This window comes from Kitasatospora sp. NPDC001539 (genome assembly GCF_040298565.1).
GTDB lineage: Bacteria > Actinomycetota > Actinomycetes > Streptomycetales > Streptomycetaceae > Kitasatospora.
The window spans coordinates 18,854-39,186 of sequence record NZ_JBEPAK010000032.1 but is presented as its reverse complement, the minus strand read 5'-3'; the positions used below and the strand labels follow the sequence as shown (position 1 = coordinate 39,186).

The following is a 20,333-nucleotide window of genomic DNA, read 5'->3' as shown; positions in this document are numbered from 1 at the left end:
ACCGCAGCGTCTTCCTCGGGGACGGCGGCGACAACGTCGTCCACCTGATGGCGGTCTACCTGGTCTTCACCCGCTGCGCCGAGGTGTGGTCGCTGCGGGCAGCGAAAAGCCCCGCCCCCTCGAGGGGGCGGGGCTTCATCCGGCGGCGCGGCGGGACGCTACGGCTTGCTGGCCGCCGGGTCGTCCGCCGGCTTCGGCAGCGCCACCGGCTCGCTCGCCCGGTAGGCGGGAGGGGCCTGGTCGGCCGGCGCGGCCGGGGCCGACGGCGCCGACGGCTCCGCCGCGGTGATCGCCACGCCGGTGGCCACCGCCGCCTCCTCCTTGACCTTGATCCCGGCCCGGTCGAAGGCCGCCTTCAGCCGCTGGCGCAGCGCCCGGGAGACCACCCCGGCCTTGCCCGGGGCCGTCCGGGCCTCGACCCGCACCACCACCGAGTCCGCCGCCACGGACTCCACGCCCAGGATCGACACCGGCGCCCACACCAGCTCGTCGTACGGCGCCTCCTTGGCCAGCGACTCCGCCGTCTCCAGGATCAGGTCCTCGACCCGCTGCAGGTCCTCCTTGTAGCCGACCTGCACGTCCACCGAGGCGGTCGCCCACCCCTGGCTCATGTTGGCGATCCGCTTCACCTCGCCGTTGCGGATGTACCAGATCTCGCCGTTCGCCCCGCGCAGCTTGGTCACCCGCAGGCCGACCTCCAGCACCGTGCCGCTGGCCACCCCGGTGTCGATCTCGTCGCCGACGCCGTACTGGTCCTCCATGATCATGAAGACCCCGGAGAGGAAGTCCGTGACCAGGTTGCGGGCGCCGAAACCGATGGCCACACCGGCCACACCGGCGCTCGCCAGCAGCGGCGCCAGGTTCACCCCGAGCGCGGACAGCACCATCAGCGCCGCGGTGCCCAGGATCGTGAAGGAGGCCACGCTGCGCAGCACCGAGCCGATCGCCTCCGAGCGCTGCTGGCGCCGCTCCGGGTTCACCACGCCCGTGTTGGCCAGCAGCCCGCCGAGGCGGCTCTCCTCCCGGTTCTCGTGACTGCGCGCCATCCGCGCTATCAGCTGGGTGATCAGCTTGTTCACCACGGTCCGCAGGACCAGCGCCAGCACGATGATCAGGACGATCTGCAGACCGCCCGCCAGCCAGCTCTGCCAGTGGGTGTCGAACCAGCTGGCCGCCTGCTTCGTGGTGTCGGTGACCTCCTGCGCGCTGGTCGGGATGCGCAGGTCCAGTTGCGGCAGGCCGGGTGCGGTGGGTGAGGGGGCCGGCGTCGGAGTGGAGAGCGTCGGGGACGCGTCGGTCGGACCGGTGGCGCCGGAGCGGAACACGTGCGGGACCTTCCTGGCTGGGAGCGTGACGGGGTCCGCGCCGCCGCGAGCGGCCCGCGGACCGTGCGCCTCAGCCTATCCGCTGCCGAACACCCGCCCGGACACGCCGACGGGCGTACGGAGGGCCCCGGACGCCCCGTCAACGCCCCGGTGCGCTCCTCGGGCGCACCGCCCCCACCACCCCTGTGGTACCGATCCGCAACGCCCCGCCCCACCCGGAACAGCCTCCCGACGGCCCCGGAGGCGCCGCCGTACGGGCCCGGACGCTGCTCCGACCGGCCGAGCCGTCCCCCGGGCGGGACACCCGGACGGCCCCGTCCGCCCCGGGGTGCAACCGGACCCTTCGCAGGGCATACGGGGTATGACGGGGGCCACACCCGGAGTTCACGTCAGGTCCGTTACACAGGAGTGGTGGCGCCGTACGAAGGCGTAAGGCGACACTGGGGGAGATCGCGCACTCGTTGTGCGATCCAACCGCTCGTCCCGGCGCGAGCCACGCGCCGCAGGCGTCCAAGGAGGCATCCGTGCCGCATGTCCTGGTCCTCAACGCGTCCTACGAGCCACTCGGCGTCGTATCGATGCGCCGCGCACTCATCCTCGTCCTCAACCACAAGGCGGTCAGCCTGGAGGACTCGGAAGTCACTCTGCACAGCGCCACCAGCGCCCTTCCGGCGCCGTCCGTCGTCCGTCTGACCCGCTTCGTCCGGGTCCCCTTCTGCGGGCCCGTCCCGCTCACCCGCCGGGCGCTGTTCGCCCGGGACCACGGTCGCTGCGTCTACTGCGGGGCCGCCGCCACCAGCGTCGACCACGTCATCCCGCGCAGCCGGGGCGGCCAGCACCGGTGGGACAACGTGGTGGCCGCCTGCCGCCGCTGCAACCACACCAAGGCCGACCGCCACCTCACCGAACTCGGCTGGCGCATGAAGCGCCCGCCGGCACCGCCCAGCGGCCTCGCCTGGCGGATCATCGGCACCGGCATCAAGGACCCGCGCTGGCGGCCCTACCTGGAGCCGTACGGCGGCGCGGACCAGCTGCGCGCCCCGCAGTGGGGCGAGTACGAGCACCACGACCATACCGAGCCGAGCCACACCGTCCCGATCGGCCGGGCGCACGGCGCCCACTCGACCCCCGTCCGCCGCGGCGAGCAGCCCGAGCCGCTCTCCGCCTGACCACCGCACCACAAGGGCCCGCCCGTCACACCGTCGGTACGCGCCTCATGGGCCGCCGCGCCCCCCGCACCGGGGAGCCCGGCGGCCCGCCGCGTTCCCGCCTCCTCCGCGGGCCGGAGGGCCGCCTGAGTACGAGGCTTCCCGGGACCCGTGTCCGCCCCGGGCCCCGGCCCGCCGCTACTGCTTCGGCGCCGCCGGCGGGGTCGTCGCGGGTACGGCCCCCGGTTGCCCCGAGCCCTGCTGACCGGGCTGACCGGGCTGACCCGGCTGGCCGGGCTGGGCCGGCGGCGCGACCGGCGGCTGCGGCGGGGCGGCCGGCGCGGTGACGGCGTACAGCTCGATGCCGTACAGCGAGTAGCCGAACTTGGTGGCCCGGGCCACGCCCTGCATCCGCACGAACCGGACGCCCGGGGCGTCGAACCGCACCGTCTCGTCCCCGCCCTTGCCGATGTCCACCTTCGCCGCGTCCGTCCAGGTGCTGCCGTCCGGCGAGACCTGGATCCGGTACGAGGAGGCGTACGCGGACTGCCAGTGCAGCACCGCGGCGCCCAGGTGGACGGCCTGCGGCAGCTCCAGCTGCACCCAGGCGTCGTCCTTGGCCGGCGAGGACCACCGGGACTTCGGGTCGCCGTCGGCGACCGCCACGGCCGGGAAGGCCGGCGTCTCGTCGCCCGAGGAGGTCGCCTTCGCACCGACGGCGAGGTCCGGCCCGCCGGTCGGCGGCACCACGTGCACCTCCAGCACCTGCTTCACGGTGGTGCCGCCCGCCACGTACGACACCGGCACCTGGTAGGTCCCGGACGGCGTCCCCGGGGCGGCGGTGACCAGCAGCGGCACGCCCACCCGGCCGCCGCGCGGCACGCTGATCGCCCCGGCCGGGGTCACCGTCAGGCCCTTGGCCGCCGCCGGCACCTCGGTGTGCAGCTCGCCGCTGGTGCCCTCGGGACGGCCGGCCTCCACGGTGGCCTGGGTCCTGGCCGGCGCGGACGCGCCGGTGACCACGTCCACCGCCGGGTCGGCCAGGCCGAGCCGGGCCGCCGGGACGTCCGCGTACCAGGGGATCACCTGGTTGACGACCGGCGGGTCGCCGCCGGGCTTCCAGGTCAGCCGGAACGCGTCGGCCGGCTGCCCGCCGCCCGGCAGCTCGTTGTAACCGGGCTGGACGGTGCCGATGTCCGTCCAGGTGCCGTCCGAGCGGCGCACCGCGACGGTCGCGGTGGCGTGCACGTTCGGGTCGGTCAGCACGGTGAGCCGGTCCAGCGGGCGGGCGCTGCCCAGCTCCACGGTGAGCGGCTCGTCCTGCGCGGTCGGCGCCTTGGCCGCGCGGTACGCGGTGTCCGGGTTGCCGTCCAGCACGGCCGCGGCCGAGGAGCCGGGCAGTGCCTCGGGGCCGCCGGAGACGCTGGCCGGGGCCTCGTCCGGGGCGGTGACGGTGAACTCGCGCACCGCGACGGCGGTCTTCTGGGCGGCGGTGGCCCGCAGCCGCACCGCCCGCACCACCGTGCCGGGCGGCAGCTGGGCGCTGACCGTCTTCTGGTTCTTCACCACGGCGAGCTGCTTCCAGCCGCCCTCGCCGGTGCTGTACTCCAGCACGCCGTCGCGGATGTAGTCGTCCACGGCGGTCCGCGCGTCGGGGCCGTCGCCCCAGCCGCCCATGAGCACGGTCACGCCGGTGACGGGCCGGCCGGCGCCGAGGTCCACGCCGACCGAGTCTCCGGGCTGCGGGGGAGCGGAGCTCCAGTAGAAGGTGTCGGCCTGGCCGTCGGTCATCAGCGCCGGCAGGTGGTCCTGCGCGGTGCCCATGCTGCTGGTCGCGGTGACCCCGCCGCCGACCACGCCGGACCAGTTGTCGGCGGCGCGCACCGCCCGCTCCAGGAACGGGTCGAGCACGCCGGCGCCGATGGTCGCCGGGGACTGCCCCAGCTGGGCGCGCAGCCCGTTGAGCCGCACCCGGGCCTTCCACGCCGCCGCGCCGTCGCCGCCCTTCTGGGCGAGCAACATGTCCAGCGCGGCCTGCCCGGCCAGCCCGTAGTCGCGCAGGGGGGCCAGCCAGGGGCCGGCCTCGGCGGCCAGCTGGGCGGTGGCCTGGGTGTCGGACAGGGTCTGCCGGGCGGTGGCCATCGCGGCGAAGGCGTCCCGCAGCGGGGCCGCCGCCTCTATCAGCCTGGCGAGGTCCGGGGTGGCGCCCGAGGTGGGCTCGGCGGCCGCCCAGAACCGCTCCAGCAGCGGCGCCAGGTAGCCGGACTCCTGCTTGGACAGCGGGGAGGAGGTGCTGTTGCCGGCCAGCGCGGTGACGGCGGCCAGTGCCGACCCGGCGGGCGTGGCGCCGCCGCCGGTCGGCCCGGCCAGCGAGCGCACCGCGGCCTGCCAGGAGTCCTCGGGCTTGTAGCCGGTGGGGTTCCAGGCGAAGTCGCCGGCCGTGGCCAGCGCTATCCGGGAGGCGACCGGCTGCTGCATCGCGCCGGTCAGCAGCACCGCCGAGCGGGTCGCGACCTCGGGCTCGCGGCCGGTGTAGGCGCCCAGGAACAGCCGGTCCGGGCTGGCGTCGTTGACCGGGTAGTTGTCCATGGTGAGCAGCGGGTGCCCGTACAGGCTGCCGGTGTCGGAGGTCTGGGCGCCGGTGACCTTCTCCGGGATCACCCCGCCGCCGCTCCAGGCCACCTGCACCCCGGCCGGCAGCGCCTCGGCCAGCGCCTTGCGGTACGGCGTGGCGCCCTGCTTGTACAGCTCGGTCGGTACGACGGACAGCGGCGCCAGGCCGGGGTTCGGGGCGATCAGCCGCTCCTGCACCTTCCTGACCAGCGCGGCCTGCGCCTTGGCGGCCGCGGCCGGGCCGCTGCCGTAGGCGTCGTGGTCGTCGTCGCAGTGCCACTCGTCGTAGCTGACGTCCAGGAACTGCAGCTGGAAGGCGGTGAAGCCGAGCTTGCGCAGCCCGTCCAGCTTGGCGACCAGCGCGTTGACGTCCTTGTCGGAGCTGAAGCACAGCGACTGCCCCGGGGAGATCGCGTAGCCGAGGGTGACGTGGTTCTGCCGGGCCCGGTCGCCGAGCTCGCGCAGCTCCGACTGCCGGGCGGCCGGGTAGGCGTCCCGCCAGCGGGACAGCCGGTACGGGTCGTCACCGGGCGCGTAGAGGTAGAAGTTCTGCTTGGAGCGGCCCAGGAAGTCGACCTGCTCCAGCCGCTGCTGCGCGGTCCACGGGGTGCCGTAGAAGGCCTCCGCCGTCCCGCGCACCGCCGCCCCGCTCGGCCAGTCCCGCAGCGCGACCCCGGGCAGCCCGAGCCCGGCCGCGCCCGGGCCCTGCCCCTGCTCGGCCGGTACGGCGGCGAGCAGTTGGCGCAGGCTCTGCGCGGCGTAGAAGGTGCCGGCCGGGTCCACGCCCGCCAGCACCACCGCGCCGTACGTCCCGCCGCCCTGGGCGGGCAGCTGACCCGCCGACAGCACGTAGCCGCCGGCCGGCATGCCCGCCGGCGAGGGCGCGGAGCCGTCCTTCGCGCCGGCCGCGGCCGCCAGCCGGCGCAGCGTCCGGTCCACCTCGCCCCCGGCGTCCTCGGCGGGGCCGCCGACGTACACCACCAGCGACCCGGCGGCCGGCGTCCCACCGTCCGGCTGCGGAACCACGGAGGTGGCGCCGGCGACGGCCAGCACCTCGCGCACGGCGTCCACCGCACCCCGGTCCACCTTCGGCGCGGGCACCAGCGTCACCTCGGCGGGCACCGTCACCGCCTTGCCCGCCACGGTCTGCTCCTGCGGCCGGGGGAACACCTGCGGGTTCGTCACACTGCCCAGCGGCGTCTGCGGCGCGGTGCTCACCGCGTCCGGCCCGGGCGTCGCCGCGTACGCCGCCGAGGGCACCGGCCCGGCCAGCAGCCCGCCGACCACCGCCGCCGCCGCGACCCCGGCCGCGATCTGCATCGCCCGCCGCCCCGGCCGCCCCGCCGCACGCTCCGCCCGCACCGACGCCAACAGCGGCTCCGTCCCCTTCAGATCGGCGATCAGCCGGTCCGCGGTCCGCGGCGCCAACTGACGACACGTCCGCGCCGTCGCCCGCCGCGCACCCAACGCCGCCGGATGCTGCAGCACCTCCCGCAGCGCCGGGCTCCGCTCCAGCTGCTGCCGCAGCCGCCGCCCGGCCACAACGGACACACGGGCTTGCACAGGAGCCTCCTCAACAGGCCTGGACCACATCGCGAGCAAACCCCACCAGCTACCCAACCCGGTGTCAACGCCGCCGACGGCTATGCCCACTTTGCCCCCGTTCCTCCCCCGGTCGGCCCCACTCCTGACACCACCTCGGGCCCGCCCCGCCGAATCGGCGGAACGGGCCCGAGGTGCTACGTCAGAACGCGGGCGTCGGAGGCCCGGACGTCACGACGGCGGTGTCACGAACGCGGGGGAGCGGGCAGCACGGCCGTCCGCAGGTTGGGGACGGACCACTGCTGGGAGGCGCCGTAGTGACAGTCCCACAGCTGCAGCCGGTTGCCGTTGGTCGCCTGCCAGCCCGGCAGGTCGAGGCAGCGGCCCGAGGCCGGGTGGTACAGCGCGTCGTTCGCGAGGGGGATCCACTTCTGCGCGGCGGTGCCGTCACAGGTGCGGTACTCCATCTGCGTCCCGTTGCCGGTACCGGCGCTCACCGGAGCCAGGCACCCGTTCATGACCCGGACGGTGCCGTCGTTGCCCAGGGAGAACTGCTGGGCGGAGCTCCCGTTGCAGTCCCAGAGCTGGACCGCGGTGCCGTTCGCGGCCGTGGCGCCGTTGAGGTCCACGCACTTGTTGCCGTCGACGTGCGAGCGGATGACACTGGCGGTGCTCGGCGCGGACGGCGCCACCGCGAAGGGGTAGACGGCGGTGCTGCTGATGCTCCCGTCGAAGCTGTCGGTCGGCTTGGACTGGTACTTGTACCGGCCCAGGACGAACGGCCCCGAGGACGGCGGGCTGGTGCTCGCCCGGTGGTGCCCGGTCGCGGCGAGGACACCGTCCACGTACAGCGACATCGCGCCGGTGTCGGCGTTGTAGGAGGCGGTCAGCCGCGTCCAGACGCCGGTCCGGAAGGTGGCACCGGCGTTCCTGGTGTCGGTGAAGTCGTACGACCAGGTGTCGTCGTCGCTGACCGACAGCGCGAAGGCCCAGAAGCCGTACGTCGCGTCGGCGTACAGGATGAAGTTGCTCCCGTGCACGGTGTCCTGGCTGGCGACGATGCCGCCCTTCGGGCCCGTCTTGGCCCAGGTGGACACGGTGAAGCTCTTACGGGTGTCGACCACCGGACGCGACATCGTGACGGTCGAGCCGGCCCCGGGGCTGAAGGCGCCCACGGTGGTGGCGCGTCCGTCCACGGTGTCCCCGACCCAGCTGACGCCCGAGGCCGTTCCGTCGGCCCTCTTCTGGCCGTCGGCGACGGTGTTGCTGCCGTTCGGAGCGGCCAGCCAGTTGCCGATCGGGTGGTTGAGGTTGCCGAGCGCGACCGGCTGCGTCTCCAGACCGGTCACCGTCGGGCCGCTGTTGACGTCGGGTGCCTTGGTGCCGATACCGGCCCAGGCGACCAGCTGGTTGTTGGTGTCGACGGCCCAGAGGTCCGGAACGCCGTCGCCGGTGACATCGCCGTTGGAGCCGACCTTCGGGTAGAGCTTCGCGTCGGCGCCGTTGGCCAGCCAGCCCTTGGTGGGGTCGGCGAACGCCGAGGCGTCGAAGGTGCCCTGGGTGCTGCCCTTGGCCAACTGGTAGGCGTGGATGGTGCCGTCCCACTTGGAGCGGCCCCAGACGGTGGGCAGGTTGGTGCCCTTGGTCGGGCCGGGGGTGATCAGGTCGTAGGAGTCCCAGGCCTGGCTCTGCGAGAGCAGGATGGCGGGCCCGTCGAGCTGCTTGACGTTGTACGACAGCCCGAGCCACAGCCGGCTGTGCTCGACGAAGAGCAGGGAGGAGCGTGGCAGACCGACGGTCGAGGTGCCCGGCCTGTCCGGCGTGTCGCCGAAGGGCGATCCGAACGCGGCGATCTGGGTGACGGCGGACCAGTCGGCGCCGTTGCCGTAGGCCGCGCAGTCGATCGGCGTGCTGTCGGGCAGGACGCACGTCCGGCTCTTGGTCAGCGTCGTCGCGGCCTGACCGTCGAGGTGCCCCGCGATGTCGTCGTTCGGATACAGGGAGAGGAACGGGTCGCCGGGGGCGTGGGCGACCAGGTCATCCACGTTCCGATCGCTGAAGGAGCCCCGGTGGGTGATCTGGGCCGTGCTCCAGTCCTGGTTGTCGGCCGCCCCGGGCGCCGAGGCCGGCCTGGTGTTCGGGGCCGCGTACGGGTCGGCGTTGGCGCCGACGAGGCGCAGCGAGCCGGTGCCGTCCGGCAGCAGGACGTCGCCCTTGCGGTCACCGTCGATGTCGCCCATCACCGGGTCGCCGGCGGCCGGGTTGCTGGGCACGAAGTAGGTGTAGGCGACCGGCTGCGACATGTTGCCGGCGTTGTCCTGGGTCTGCAGGTACAGGAAGTTGGTCCCCCAGTGCCAGGGGGTGTACTTCAGCTGGAAGCTGCCGTCGCCGTTCATCTTGACGACGTTGCCGCCGTCGTTGCAGCTCCACCCGGTGGCCGCGGCCTGGATCGGGTCGTTGGTCCAACGGGCGCAGGCCAGACCGGAGGAGCGGCCGCCGGTGGCCGGCGCCGGGTCGGTGCCGGTCAGGGTGAAGACGCCCTCCTGGCCGACGAGCTTGGGGTGACCGCCCAGGGTGCCGGACTCGGGGAAGTCCGTCGAGGTGATGCGGGCGGTCGGCGGGGTGCGGTCGATCCGCAGGAAGCACATCGCGGTGTTGTCGCTGTCGAGCGTGCCGTCACCGGTGTGGGCGAACCAGCCGTACTGGTGACCGTCGATCAGGGAGCCGACGCTCAGGCTCCGGCGGCCGGAACTCGCGGCCCAGCCGGTCTCGTAGATCTTCGAGGAACCGTTGTCGTCGTCGTCCCAGATCTTGAAGGTGGTCCAGAGCTGTTCACCGGTCGGCGACCAGGTGTCCGCGGCGACGTTGATGTCGGTGTTGATCCCGACCCACCCCGGGTTGTCCCAGGGGTTCGTGGTGCCGGGGGTCTGGCACTGGTTGTAGGCCGCGTCGCGGGCGAAGCCCGGCGTGGGGCTGGTGCCCGGACTGCCGACGTGCGGCGCGAAGTCGTACGTGACGACGATGTGCGGGTTGTTGGCGAACCGCTGGTGGTAGAGCTTGTTGGTCTCGCTGTCGGGGGCGAACATGAACGTCCAGCCGGCCCAGTGCTCGCGCGCCGCCTGGGCCATCTGACCGAGGACGTCGTAGTCGGTGCCGCCCGTCCCCTGGATCGTCCGCGTCCCGACCTTTCCGCAGTTCCACAGCTCGGGGCAGGGCTGGGCGTTCCAGCGGGTCCACTGGTTGATCGGGTTGCTGTTGCCGGAGCCGGTGGAGTAGAGGCCCATCGGTGTCGGGGTCGAGGGGCTCGAGGAGGCGGCGATGGTGGCGTACAGCGTCGCGCTCTGCACGGCCGAGTCCCAGAAGACGGAGTTCAGGCCGACCTGGAAGTACGCCCGCTCCTTGCCCTCCTTCTCGCAGCGGTTGTTCGTGTCGATGTAGCCGCAGTAGCCGGCTCCCGGCTTGTCCTGGCCGTACTGGGTGCCGTTGTACTCGGGGTTCTCGGGGTAGGCCGACTGCACCTGGGCCCAGGCCTGGGTGCCGTTGTCGACGCTGGGGTTCCAGCCCGGGTCGATGTACCAGGGACCGGTACCCTGTCCGAGGACCGACGCGTCCGGCACCAGGTCGATGCCGCCGCCGGTGACGGTCGTGGCGATCGGCGCCGTCTTCGCGTTGGGGCCGGGCGCCTTGCTGCTGGACTCGGGCGCGCTCGGAGTGCCGTCCGCCGCGGGCGCCGCCGCGACCTTGCTCAGTGCCCTGGGCTGGGCTGCCGCCGCAGGGGCGGCTGCGGTCGTGGTGGAGTCCCACATGACCGGCACCGGCGCGGTGAAACGGGCCTTGCCGGAGGCGTCCTCGGCCGTCAGGCTGCCGCTGGCGTCCGCCTTGACGGTCAGCCCGTCGGCGACGGTGTCGAGGTGGAGCTTCCTGACCTTGGGGTCGGCCGCGGCCCGGGCGGTGCGGACGATCAGGACCTGACGCCATCCACCGGCGGGGGTGGCGCTCAGCTCCAGGTCGACGTCGGGCAGGACTGACCGGTAGAGCGCGCTGCCGCCGTTGACTTCGGGCTTCGGCAACGTGAACGGCGCCTTGACCGACAGCTTCTTGCCGTCCGCCGTCACCATGGTGGCCAGCGGTCCGCTGCCGCCGCCGGAGAAGGTGAGCGCGGACGGCACGGCCGTGGGAGCGAGCGTGCCGTCCGGGTTGACACGCAGCGTCGCGTCCACCGGGCGCCAACTGCCGTCGGCGTTCTTGACCCGCTCCGCCACCGGGGTGGAGTCGCTGGTCACCGTGCCGTCCGGGTTCGCCGTGGTCTGGCTGCTGCCCGTGGTCAGCGCGTCGACGACGACGGGCTTCCCGGTGCTCTTCGCCTTGGCCTGGGCCGCTCGGATCGCCGACACCTGCGCCGACCGGGGATCGGACTGGTCCTTGGCCGGAGCTGCCGGTGTAGCGGGCCAGGAGGGGTCGGCGGGGCCGTGGTTGCGGTCGGCCGGGGCCGCGGCGGCGATGGTCGGAACGCCCAGCAGGCCCGCGCCGAGCGAGAGGACGGCCGTACAGGCGAGCGGAAGCAGCGCGGCACCGAATGTCCGGCTTCTGGTGTTCCGCTCGGGAGTCGGAGGAGATGGACGTTGTGGCCTCGACATGAAGAACCCGTCGTCAATGGTGATGTGAGCAGAGATCAGGCGCACGCTGCCTGCACATTCGATTCGCTGTCAAAGCGTTTTGTCGACAACCTGTCCGAGTTGTCGGGAGTGGTGACACATTGCTCACGGAGTGACGTTCATCACTCAATGCGATTTTAATTTTTCCCTACCTTCGATAGGTCGTATGCACCTAGGGTGCCGTGGGCCTGGGCTGACGTGGTCGGCCCGTCAAGGCTCGGCAATCCGTGGGGGATTCAGGTGTCTCGTCGCTTCCGGCTGTTCAACCGCGCGCGCAGCTCGCGCCTGGCGACGGCGGCCGCCCTGGCCGTGTGCATGTCGGTGGTGACGCTTCCCTCGGTTCAAGCGGTCGCCAAGGCCGCCACCCCGCCCGAGGTGTGGGTGCCGCCGAACACACCGGTGCCGGAGTCGCATCCGGTGAAGGGCACGAGCAGCAAGACCCCCGGCCGAACGCCCGATCAGGGCAAGAAGTGGTCACCACCAGCCGACTCCAGTCCACCGTCAGGCAGAGCGACCGCGGTGGTCGGCGGCGCCGCCGTCGGCGCGAAGGCGGCCCTGGCAGCGGGCGCCGCCGACGCACCCCCGGCCGCCGTGCCCGCGAAGCCGGTCCAGGCCGGTTCGCTGCCGGTCTGGGTCGCGCCGCCGGCCGGTGCCAGGTCGGCCCCCAAGGCCGCGGCCGCAGCCCCGGCCGGCGACGGCCCGAGTTCCGCCGCCACCGTCCAGGTCGACCTGGCAGACCAGGGGCGGACCAGGGCCGCGGGCGTGAACGGCGCGCTGCTCGCCCTCACCGACACCGGTGAGGGCAGCCGGGCGGGTCGGGTCCAGGTCGGGATCGACATCCAGGCCTGGGCCAAGAACGCGGGTGCCGACTGGGGCTCCCGGGCCCGGATCGTGCAGCTGCCCGGCTGCGCGCTGACCACTCCCGGCGCCGCCGGCTGCACCACACGCACCCCGGTGCAGTCCGAGCGCGACGCCGCCACCGGGCGGCTGGTGGCCGAGGTCGAGGTCCCCGAGGCCTCCGCCGCCAAGTCCTCCGGCGCCACGTCCTTCTCGGCCGGGGCGTTCGAGAGCCCGGCGACGGCTTCCCCGACCGTGGCGCTCGCCGTCGAAGCGGATTCCAAGGGCAGCAGCGGTGACTTCACCGCCTCGCCGATCACTCCGTCCGCCTCCTGGCAGGCCGGCGCCAACGCGGGCAACTTCACCTACGGCTACACCGTCGAGCTGCCCTCCGCGCTGGCCGGTCCGGCTCCCGCCGTCTCCCTCGGCTACGACTCCTCCGCGGTGGACGGCAAGACCGCCTCCACCAACGCCCAGCCGTCCTGGATCGGTGAGGGCTGGGAGTGGCACCCGGGCTCCATCGTCCGCGGCTACAAGAGCTGCAAGGACGCGGGGATCGACAAGTCGGGCGACCAGTGCTGGGGCGGTGACCTCCTCCAGCTGTCGCTCGCCGGTCACGCGGGCCAGCTGGTCAAGGACGACAAGTCCTGCGACTGGCACCTGCAGGGCGAGGACGGCACCAAGGTCGAGCGGCTGACCGGCCAGAACAACGGTGCGTGGAACGGCGAGGCCTGGCGGATCACCACCGTCGACGGCACCCAGTACTACTTCGGCGCCAACCACCTGCCCGGTGGCGACGGCACCGACCAGGCCAGCAACTCGGTCTCCACTCTCCCGGTCTACTGGCCCGGCGGTCAGGACCCGTGCCTGAAGAGCGGTTCCCCGGCCACCAACACCTGGAACCAGATGGGCTGGCAGTGGTCGCTGGACTACGTCGTCGACCCCCACCAGAACCTGATCACCTACCGGTACGACCAGGAGCAGAACTACTACGTCCAGGGCGGCGGCCAGAACAACGGCACCGGCCCGCGGGCCCAGTACCAGCGCGCCAGCTACCCGACCTGGGTCGGCTACGGCCAGCGCCTGCCCGACCAGATCGCCGCCAAGGGCAAGGCCAATCCGGCCGCGCAGGTGTGGTTCCGAACCGCCGAGCGCTGCCTGCCGGACAGCACCTTCACCTGTGACCCGTCGCAGCGGAACAAGGCCAACGCCAAGCGCTGGCCGGACACCCCGGTCGACCAGAACTGCGATGCCACCGGCGACTGCACCGTCTACTCGCCCACCTTCTGGACCACCAAGCGCCTCACGAAGATCGACACCGAGGTCTGGACGGGCTCCTCGTACCGCCCGGTCGACTCCTTCGCCCTCAACCAGTCCTTCCAGGACCCGGGCGACGGCACCTCCCCGTCACTGTGGCTGGACTCGGTCCAGCACACCGGCACCAACAACCGCACTCCGATCACACTGCCGGCGGTCTACTTCCAGCCGCTGCAGATCGCCAACCGCGTCAAGGGCCCGATCGTGCGCCCGGACGGTTCCTCGGCGTCGATCGAGCCGTACAACCGCCCCCGCATCCAGAAGATCACCACCGAGACCGGTGGTGTGATCAACGTCGTGTACCGGCCTGCCGAGTGCTCGCGCGAAGCCGGCGGGACGATGCCGGCGTCCGAGGACGGCAACACGATGGCCTGCATGCCGGTCAAGTGGTACCTGCCCGGGCAGAGTGCGCCGGACCCGGTCAACGACTGGTTCAACAAGATCATCGTGCAGTCGGTGACCCAGGAGGACTCGGTCGCCGGCGGCAGCCCCGCAGTCGTCACCGACTACGTCTACGGCGGCGGCGCGGCCTGGCACCGCAACGACTCCGAGATGGCCGACCCCAAGGCCCGCACCTGGGACCAGTTCCGCGGCTACGCGACGGTCACCACCCTCACCGGCAACGGCAGTGGCGTCGAGGCGCCGCGCACCAAGTCCGTCGCCACCTTCCTCCGCGGCATGGACGGCGACGTCCTCGCCAACGGAAGCACCCGCCAGGTGTCCGTGACGGACGCCCACGGCGGCACCATCAAGGACGAGAACGTCCTGGCCGGGTTCATCCGCGACTCCTCCGAGTACAACGGAGAGAACGGTGAGCTGGTCTCCACCGCCGTCTCCGACCCGTGGGTGGGTCCGGTCACGGCCACCCGCAACCAGTCCGGCGGCATGCCGGCGATCACCGCCCGCGCCGTCAACGTCCTCAAGGTGACCAACCGGGACAAGCTGGCCAACGGCTGGCGCACCCGCGAGCGCTCGACCTCCTACGACTCGACCCCGTTCGCCCGTCCGCTGACCGTCTACGACAACGGCGACCTGGCCCACCCCGAGCAGCTGCTCTGCACCTCCTTCGAGTACGCCACCGGCCCCGGCGGTGTCCCGACGCAGCTGGCCTCGCGCACCCTGGTCCTCAAGGGCGCCTGCGGGCAGACCGCGACGAAGGACAACACCGTCGCGGACACCCGGGCGTACTTCGACGGCCTGCCCCTCGGCCAGGCCGGAGCGAAGGCCGAGCAGACCTCCACCGAGGTCCTGGAGCGCTACGACGCCAACGGACAGCCGGTCTACCGCGCCACCGCCCGCGCGAGCTTCGACGCGTACGGCCGAGTCATCAGCACCGTCGACCCTACGCGGACCGACGCCACCCACCCGACGGGTGCCGAGACCAAGACGGCGTACTCGCCGGCCACCGGCCAGCTGCCGACCCAGGTCACCCACACCAACCCCCTGGGCTGGCAGACCGTCAGCACCCTCGACGTCGGCCGCGGCTCGCCGCTCAAGATCAAGGACGAGAACGGCCGGATCAGCGAGCAGGACTTCGACGCCCTCGGTCGCGCGGTCGCGGCCTGGAGCCCGGGCAACGACCGGACCAAGAACCCGAACCGCCCGAACCGCAAGTTCTCCTACTCGGTGAACGGCACCAACGCGCCCTCGCAGGTGCTCAGCCAGGCCCTGATGGGCAGCCTGAAGCTCTACACGTCCACCTACACGATCTACGACGGCCTCGCCCGGGTACGCCAGACCCAGGCCACTCCGCCCTCGGGCGCCACCGGCCGCATGATCACCGATGCGCTGTTCGACTCCCAGGGCCGACAGACCAAGACCAGCGCCGCCTACTACAACGACCAGGCACAGCCGAGCGGTCAGCTCTTCCTCCCCAACGGAGGCGTGAACCCGGACAGCAAGATCCCGTCCCAGACCGTCCAGAAGTTCGACGGCATGGGACGGACCACCGACTCGATCTTCCAGTCGTTCGGTGTGGAGCAGTGGCGCACCCACACCGACTACGTCGGTGCCGACGAGGTCCGCACCACTCCGCCGGCCGGAGGCTTCGCCTCGGCGACCATCAAGGACGCCCGCGGAAACACTGTGGCGCTGCGCCAGTACAAGTCCAACACCCCCACCGGTGCGTACGACGAGACCACCTACGGCTACGCGCCGGACGGCAGGGAATCGTGGCGCAAGGACGCGGCCGGCAACACCTGGTCCTACGAGTACGACCTGCTCGGCCGCCCGGTGAAGACCACCGACCCGGATTCGGGCGTCGGAACGACGTCGTACGACGACACCAAGAACCTCGTCACCACCACGGACTCGCGCGGCAGGAGCGCGACCAGCGTCACCGACCTGCTCGGTCGCAATGTCGCGGCCTACGAGGGCACGGCGATCGACCCGGCCAAGCAGGTGGCGTCCTGGACGTACGACAGCCTCGCCCTGGGCAAGCCCACCTCCTCCACCCGGTACGTCGGCGGGGCGAGCGGAGCCGCGTACAAGTCGGAGGTCACCGGCTACGACATCGGTTACCGCGAGACCGGCGCCAAGACCACCATTCCCGCCGTGGAAGGCGCCCTCGCCGGCGTCTACCAGACCGACAACACCTATGACGAGGGCGGCCGCCTGATGTCCACGGTGCTTCCGGCGGTGGCCGGGATGCCCCGGGAGACACTGAGGTTCGCGCCGGACGACGTCGGCCAGTTCGGTGGCCTGTCAGGCGCCTTCGGCCTGGCGACGCCCAAGACCTACGTCGCCGACGTCCGTTACGACCCGTACGGCCGGCCGTACCGCACCACGGTGGGCGGCGCGGGCGTCCAGGTGGTCGCCACGATGATGATCGATGACGCCACCGGCCGGGTGACGCGTTCGATCCTGGACAAGCAGACCGCCGAGACCTCGCACGTCGACTCGGTCGACTACACCTACAACCCGCTCGGCCAGGTCACGTCGGCCCGCAACGCGCAGGACGGACAGGTCGCCGACCTGCAGTGCTTCACCCACGACTACCTCGGACGGCTCACCCAGGCCTGGACCGACTCCGGCACCCAGACCACCAGGCCGCAGCCGAGTGTCCCCGGTGTCGGTGCTTGCACCAACGCCGACGGACCGTCGGTGACCAGCGGCAAGCCGAGCATCGGCGGTCCGGCCCCGTACTGGCAGCAGTACGAGTACGACCTCATCGGCAACCGCACCAAGCTGGTCCAGAAGGACGTCAACGGGGACACCACCAAGGACGTCACCACCACCCAGACCTTCGGTGCCGGCCCCAACACCCCGTCCTCCGACCCGAAGACGGGCGGTGGCACGGGTGGTCCGCACGCACTGATGAAGTCCACCCAGACCGGCCCGGCCGGCACCGCGGTGACCTCGTACACCTACGACGCCGCGGGGAACACCACCTCCATCACCGACACTCCCGGTACCAAGACGCTGACCTGGAACGCGCAGGGCAAGCTCGACCAGATCACCGGTACCGGCCAGAGCGGTGCGACCAGCTACCTGTACGACGTCTCGGGCAACCAGCTGATCCGCCGTGACCCGGGCAAGACCATGCTCAACCTGGGCGCGGACCAGATCACCCTGGACAGCGGCACAGGGGTGGTCACCGACGTCCGCAGCTACGGGGCCCCCAACGGCCTCTCCCTCACCCGCACGATGAGCAACGGCAACTCCACGCTCGTCTACCAGAGCGCGGACCCGCACGGCACCAACGGCGTCCAGCTCGACTCGGCAACCCTCGCCCACACCCGTCGCCCCACCGACCCCTTCGGCAACGACCGCGGCACCCAGCCCGCGCAGGGCGTGTGGGCCGGCGACAAGGGCTTCGTCGGAGGCACCAAGGAGAAGGCCACCGGCTTCACCCTCCTGGGAGCCCGCGAGTACGACCCCAGGACCGGCCGCTTCATCAGCCCCGACCCCATCACCGACCCCGGCGACCCCCAACAGTGGAACGCCTACGCCTACGCCAACAACAGCCCGATCAACAAGTCGGACGCCAACGGCCTGCGGCCCACCTGCGACACCCCGGCCGAATGCCAGGGCCTCGCGGACTCGAAGGACAACGGCCACGGCGAGTCCTTCGTCACCCCGGCGAGCTGGTCGCCGCCCACCCTGGCCAACCTGCCCAAGCCCACGGCTGAGGAGCAGGCCGCGGAGCGGCGGAAGGACGCCGCCGACAAGGTCGTCAACGAGGCCAAGCACAAGCGCGAAGAGCTCGTGCACAAGGTGGTCGACGTCGTCGGTGACCTGATCGGCTTCAACGACGCCCGGGACTGCTTCACCAAGGGCGACGTGATGGGCTGCATCAACACCGCCCTCAACGCGCTGCCCTGGGGCAAGATCTTCAAGGCCATCAAGGTCGGCATCCAGGCCCTCAAGATCTACAAGGAGATCAACAAGGCCTACGACGCCATCCGAGCCGGCGAACGCGCCGCCAAGGAAGCCGAAGCCGCCTACGTCACCGCCAAGACGGCCGCATCCGAGGCCCGAGCGGCCGAGGCAGCAGCAGCGAAGGCCGCGGAAGAGAAGGTCGCGAAGGAAACAGCAGGCGACGCAGCCGGAACAGAGAGCAAGGCAGTAGCCCAGGAAGCCGACGATTCCGCAGCCTCCAGCTGTGCGCTGCGCAACAGCTTCCCCACCGGCACCCAGGTCCTGATGGCGGACGGCACTCTCAAGCCCATCGAGGACATCCACGAGGGCGACGTCGTCATGGCGACCGACCCCCAGACCGGCGAGACCCACCCCGAACCGGTGACCGCCACCATCACCACCCCCGACGACAAGGACTTCACCGACCTCACCCTCACCGACGACGCCAGCCCCCGCGGCCCGCCTGGGGCCGACCAGGCGAAGATCACCTCCACCCACCACCACCCCTACTGGAGCGAGACCCGCCAGCAGTGGGTCGACGCCGGCGATCTCACCCCCGGCGAACACCTCCGCCAGCCCGACGGCACCACCCTCACCATCCAGTCCGTCCGCAACTACCCCTACGCCGTCACCACCCACAACCTCACCGTCAACCTGCTCCACACGTACTATGTGCTCGCGGGGGCAACGCCGGTCCTCGTTCACAACTGCGGTGGCGAGCCCAGTGACGAACTGCTTGACGTTGCCGATAAGAATATCGGTAAGACCAACGTGGCAGCCGAAGTGATAGCAACTGACGGCACGCGCGGGTTCGGCGTCAGTGTCGCGAGGAGCCTTGATGAGCTGACGCCGAAGGTTCGAGCGGCAGTTCAGGCAACTGGGCATCACGGAGGGTGTGCCGAGATCGGGGCTTTGTGTGAACTCGAGAGCCGGCGCGCCCCGATCGAGGGTGCTCGCGGACAAGCCGTTTACGTGATGGGTGGGACTAAAGATCACCCTGCGGACTTGCATGGCGAGGATCTTCCATTCTGCCCCGCGTGCAGGAACCTGTTCAGGTATCTGGAAGGAGGCCCGCTGCATGAGTAGAGAACTATCTGAACGCGCATCCAAGTTCTTGGATGACTGCACCCGAGTGGATGCGTGGGCAGGTCCGATTCGGCGCGAAATGATTGCTGTGAATGCTGACCTGGTAAGGGCTGGGGATGGCATTGACGAGGCTCTCTCAAGGATAGTGCGCTTTGATGCGCTCTACGGCGGTCGCGTCATTCCGGTGAGCGGTGGAGTCCTTGCTGGGTCATTGACCTTGGGTTGCGGCTCCAGGCCGGTGCTACGGCGCTCCAGCGACGGAAGGCTCGTGTTTCAGATGGCACGCCATGACTCCGCTCAATGCGCAGTTGTGATGTCCGCTGATGGAGCGGCGGGTTGTTCATGGTCCACCGAGTTCCATCCCCTTTTCGACTCAATAGAGCACCTCATTGAGGACTGTGCGGCGTGGCGTCAAATTCGAGGATGGAAGTACGTTGCCATTTCCGATTTCGATCCGAGCCTCGTAATGGCGGCTATCGGCGACCTCTCTCTGGATGAAAGCGCATCTGGAGAGAGCGCAAAATGGTGGATCGGGGGTGGAATTGCTGTTGTTTCTCATCCGTATCTAAACCCTGGGCGAGGGGCCTCGATGCAGGTGGCTGTGGTCGCTGCTAGTGCACAACATGCGGAGCGGGTCAAAAAAACGCTGGAAGCCGAGGGACTTGGAGACCGCGGTGTCACAGCGGCTTCCCTGTGGGGAGCCGTGGGCTGATCTTAGAAGCGGGTTTTGAATAGTAGGTCGACCGTCCTGTGCAGGGGATCTTGTCGGCCTGATCCGCAAATTCGAAGCCCCACCGGGCGTTGCCCGGTGGGGCTTCTAGATGTCCTGACGGCAGTAATTGACGGCAACGTCAGCGGACGGGTGCTGTACAAAGTGGCAGGTCGTCGCCATCGTCAGTCTTGGGGGAGTGCTTCGACGGGTCGCGCAAGGCGCGGTCGAGGAGGTCGATGGCGTCGCGTTGGAAGCGGATTCGGCCGCAGGCGTACACCGTCGCTGCAACGCTGATGTGGGTGTGACTCCACGCTTCTTGATGGGTCGCGGTCTTCTCGGCGCAAGCTGAAAGGTTCGCCGTTGCGGAGCTCGGCGTGAAGGGCGAGCTAAAACAGGGCTCGCAGGCGGTGACCCCGCGCGATGATGAGGGATGTGCGGGCCTCGTCGTCGGTAAGGGCGTTGAAACGGCGGGGGCGGGTGTGACCGTGCAGACGTTGCGGGCGATGTTGGGTGGGATCTCTTCCTCGCGCACGGCGTGTTCCGGCACTGGCAGACGGTCCGCAGCCCGTTCAGCCAGGTGCGCGCATCCTCCGCGGCGGACTTGGCGAGTTCCTTCCTGTCGAGTCCCGGCGATGAGGCACTGGTTGTCGCAGGCGGTGTGACTGGTGCCGGCGGCCTCGCGGAGCTGACTTGCCCGGATGCTGAAGGAGCGCGAGAACTGATGCTGGATTAGGAGAAG

At 71.2% G+C, this 20,333-nt stretch carries 6 protein-coding genes and 1 pseudogene; 4 read left to right on the top strand and 3 right to left on the bottom strand.

Features of this window, described 5'->3' with window-relative positions; genetic code table 11:
* Positions 1-134 (top strand): annotated as a pseudogene (locus tag ABT247_RS33615) (HTTM domain-containing protein); the annotation flags it as partial.
* A gap of 24 nt (positions 135-158) precedes the next feature.
* Here ABT247_RS33615 and ABT247_RS08445 read toward each other — a convergent pair.
* On the bottom strand, positions 159-1,325 hold the full coding sequence (locus tag ABT247_RS08445; protein ID WP_350739962.1) for a mechanosensitive ion channel family protein: 1,167 nt from the start codon (positions 1,323-1,325) through the stop codon (positions 159-161).
* Positions 1,326-1,849: 524 nt separating this feature from the next.
* Here ABT247_RS08445 and ABT247_RS08440 point away from each other — a divergent pair.
* The gene (locus tag ABT247_RS08440; RefSeq protein ID WP_350739959.1) at positions 1,850-2,494 is read left to right on the top strand and encodes an HNH endonuclease; all 645 of its coding nucleotides are present in this window, start codon (positions 1,850-1,852) and stop codon (positions 2,492-2,494) included.
* 177 nt (positions 2,495-2,671) lie between these two features.
* On the opposite strand, the gene ABT247_RS08435 is transcribed toward ABT247_RS08440, so the two are convergent.
* Positions 2,672-6,649 carry a beta-N-acetylglucosaminidase domain-containing protein gene (locus ABT247_RS08435; RefSeq protein ID WP_350739956.1) on the bottom strand — a complete coding sequence of 1,326 codons (3,978 nt, stop codon included), beginning with the start codon at positions 6,647-6,649 and terminating at the stop codon, positions 2,672-2,674.
* A 224-nt stretch (positions 6,650-6,873) separates the two neighbouring features.
* Positions 6,874-11,265, bottom strand: a complete 4,392-nt coding sequence (locus ABT247_RS08430) for a ricin-type beta-trefoil lectin domain protein (RefSeq protein WP_350739953.1) — start codon at positions 11,263-11,265, stop codon at positions 6,874-6,876.
* 258 nt (positions 11,266-11,523) lie between these two features.
* Here ABT247_RS08430 and ABT247_RS08425 point away from each other — a divergent pair, with 258 nt between their 5' ends.
* Together ABT247_RS08425 and ABT247_RS08420 are read left to right on the top strand one after the other, a co-directional pair.
* The gene (locus ABT247_RS08425; protein WP_350739950.1) at positions 11,524-18,882 is read left to right on the top strand and encodes an RHS repeat-associated core domain-containing protein; all 7,359 of its coding nucleotides are present in this window, start codon (positions 11,524-11,526) and stop codon (positions 18,880-18,882) included.
* Entirely contained in the window at positions 18,875-19,594 is a 720-nt protein-coding gene (locus ABT247_RS08420; RefSeq protein ID WP_350739947.1) for a hypothetical protein, read from the top strand. The genes ABT247_RS08425 and ABT247_RS08420 overlap by 8 nt, the downstream gene beginning before the upstream one ends.
* Positions 19,595-20,333: the final 739 nt, after the last annotated feature.

Bases quoted from the DNA above. Each gene is read 5' to 3' on its own strand.
- ABT247_RS08430 (WP_350739953.1), bottom strand. From the start codon at position 11,265: ATGTCGAGGCCACAACGTCCATCTCCTCCGACTCCCGAGCGGAACACC.
- ABT247_RS08420 (WP_350739947.1), top strand. From the start codon at position 18,875: ATGAGTAGAGAACTATCTGAACGCGCATCCAAGTTCTTGGATGACTGC.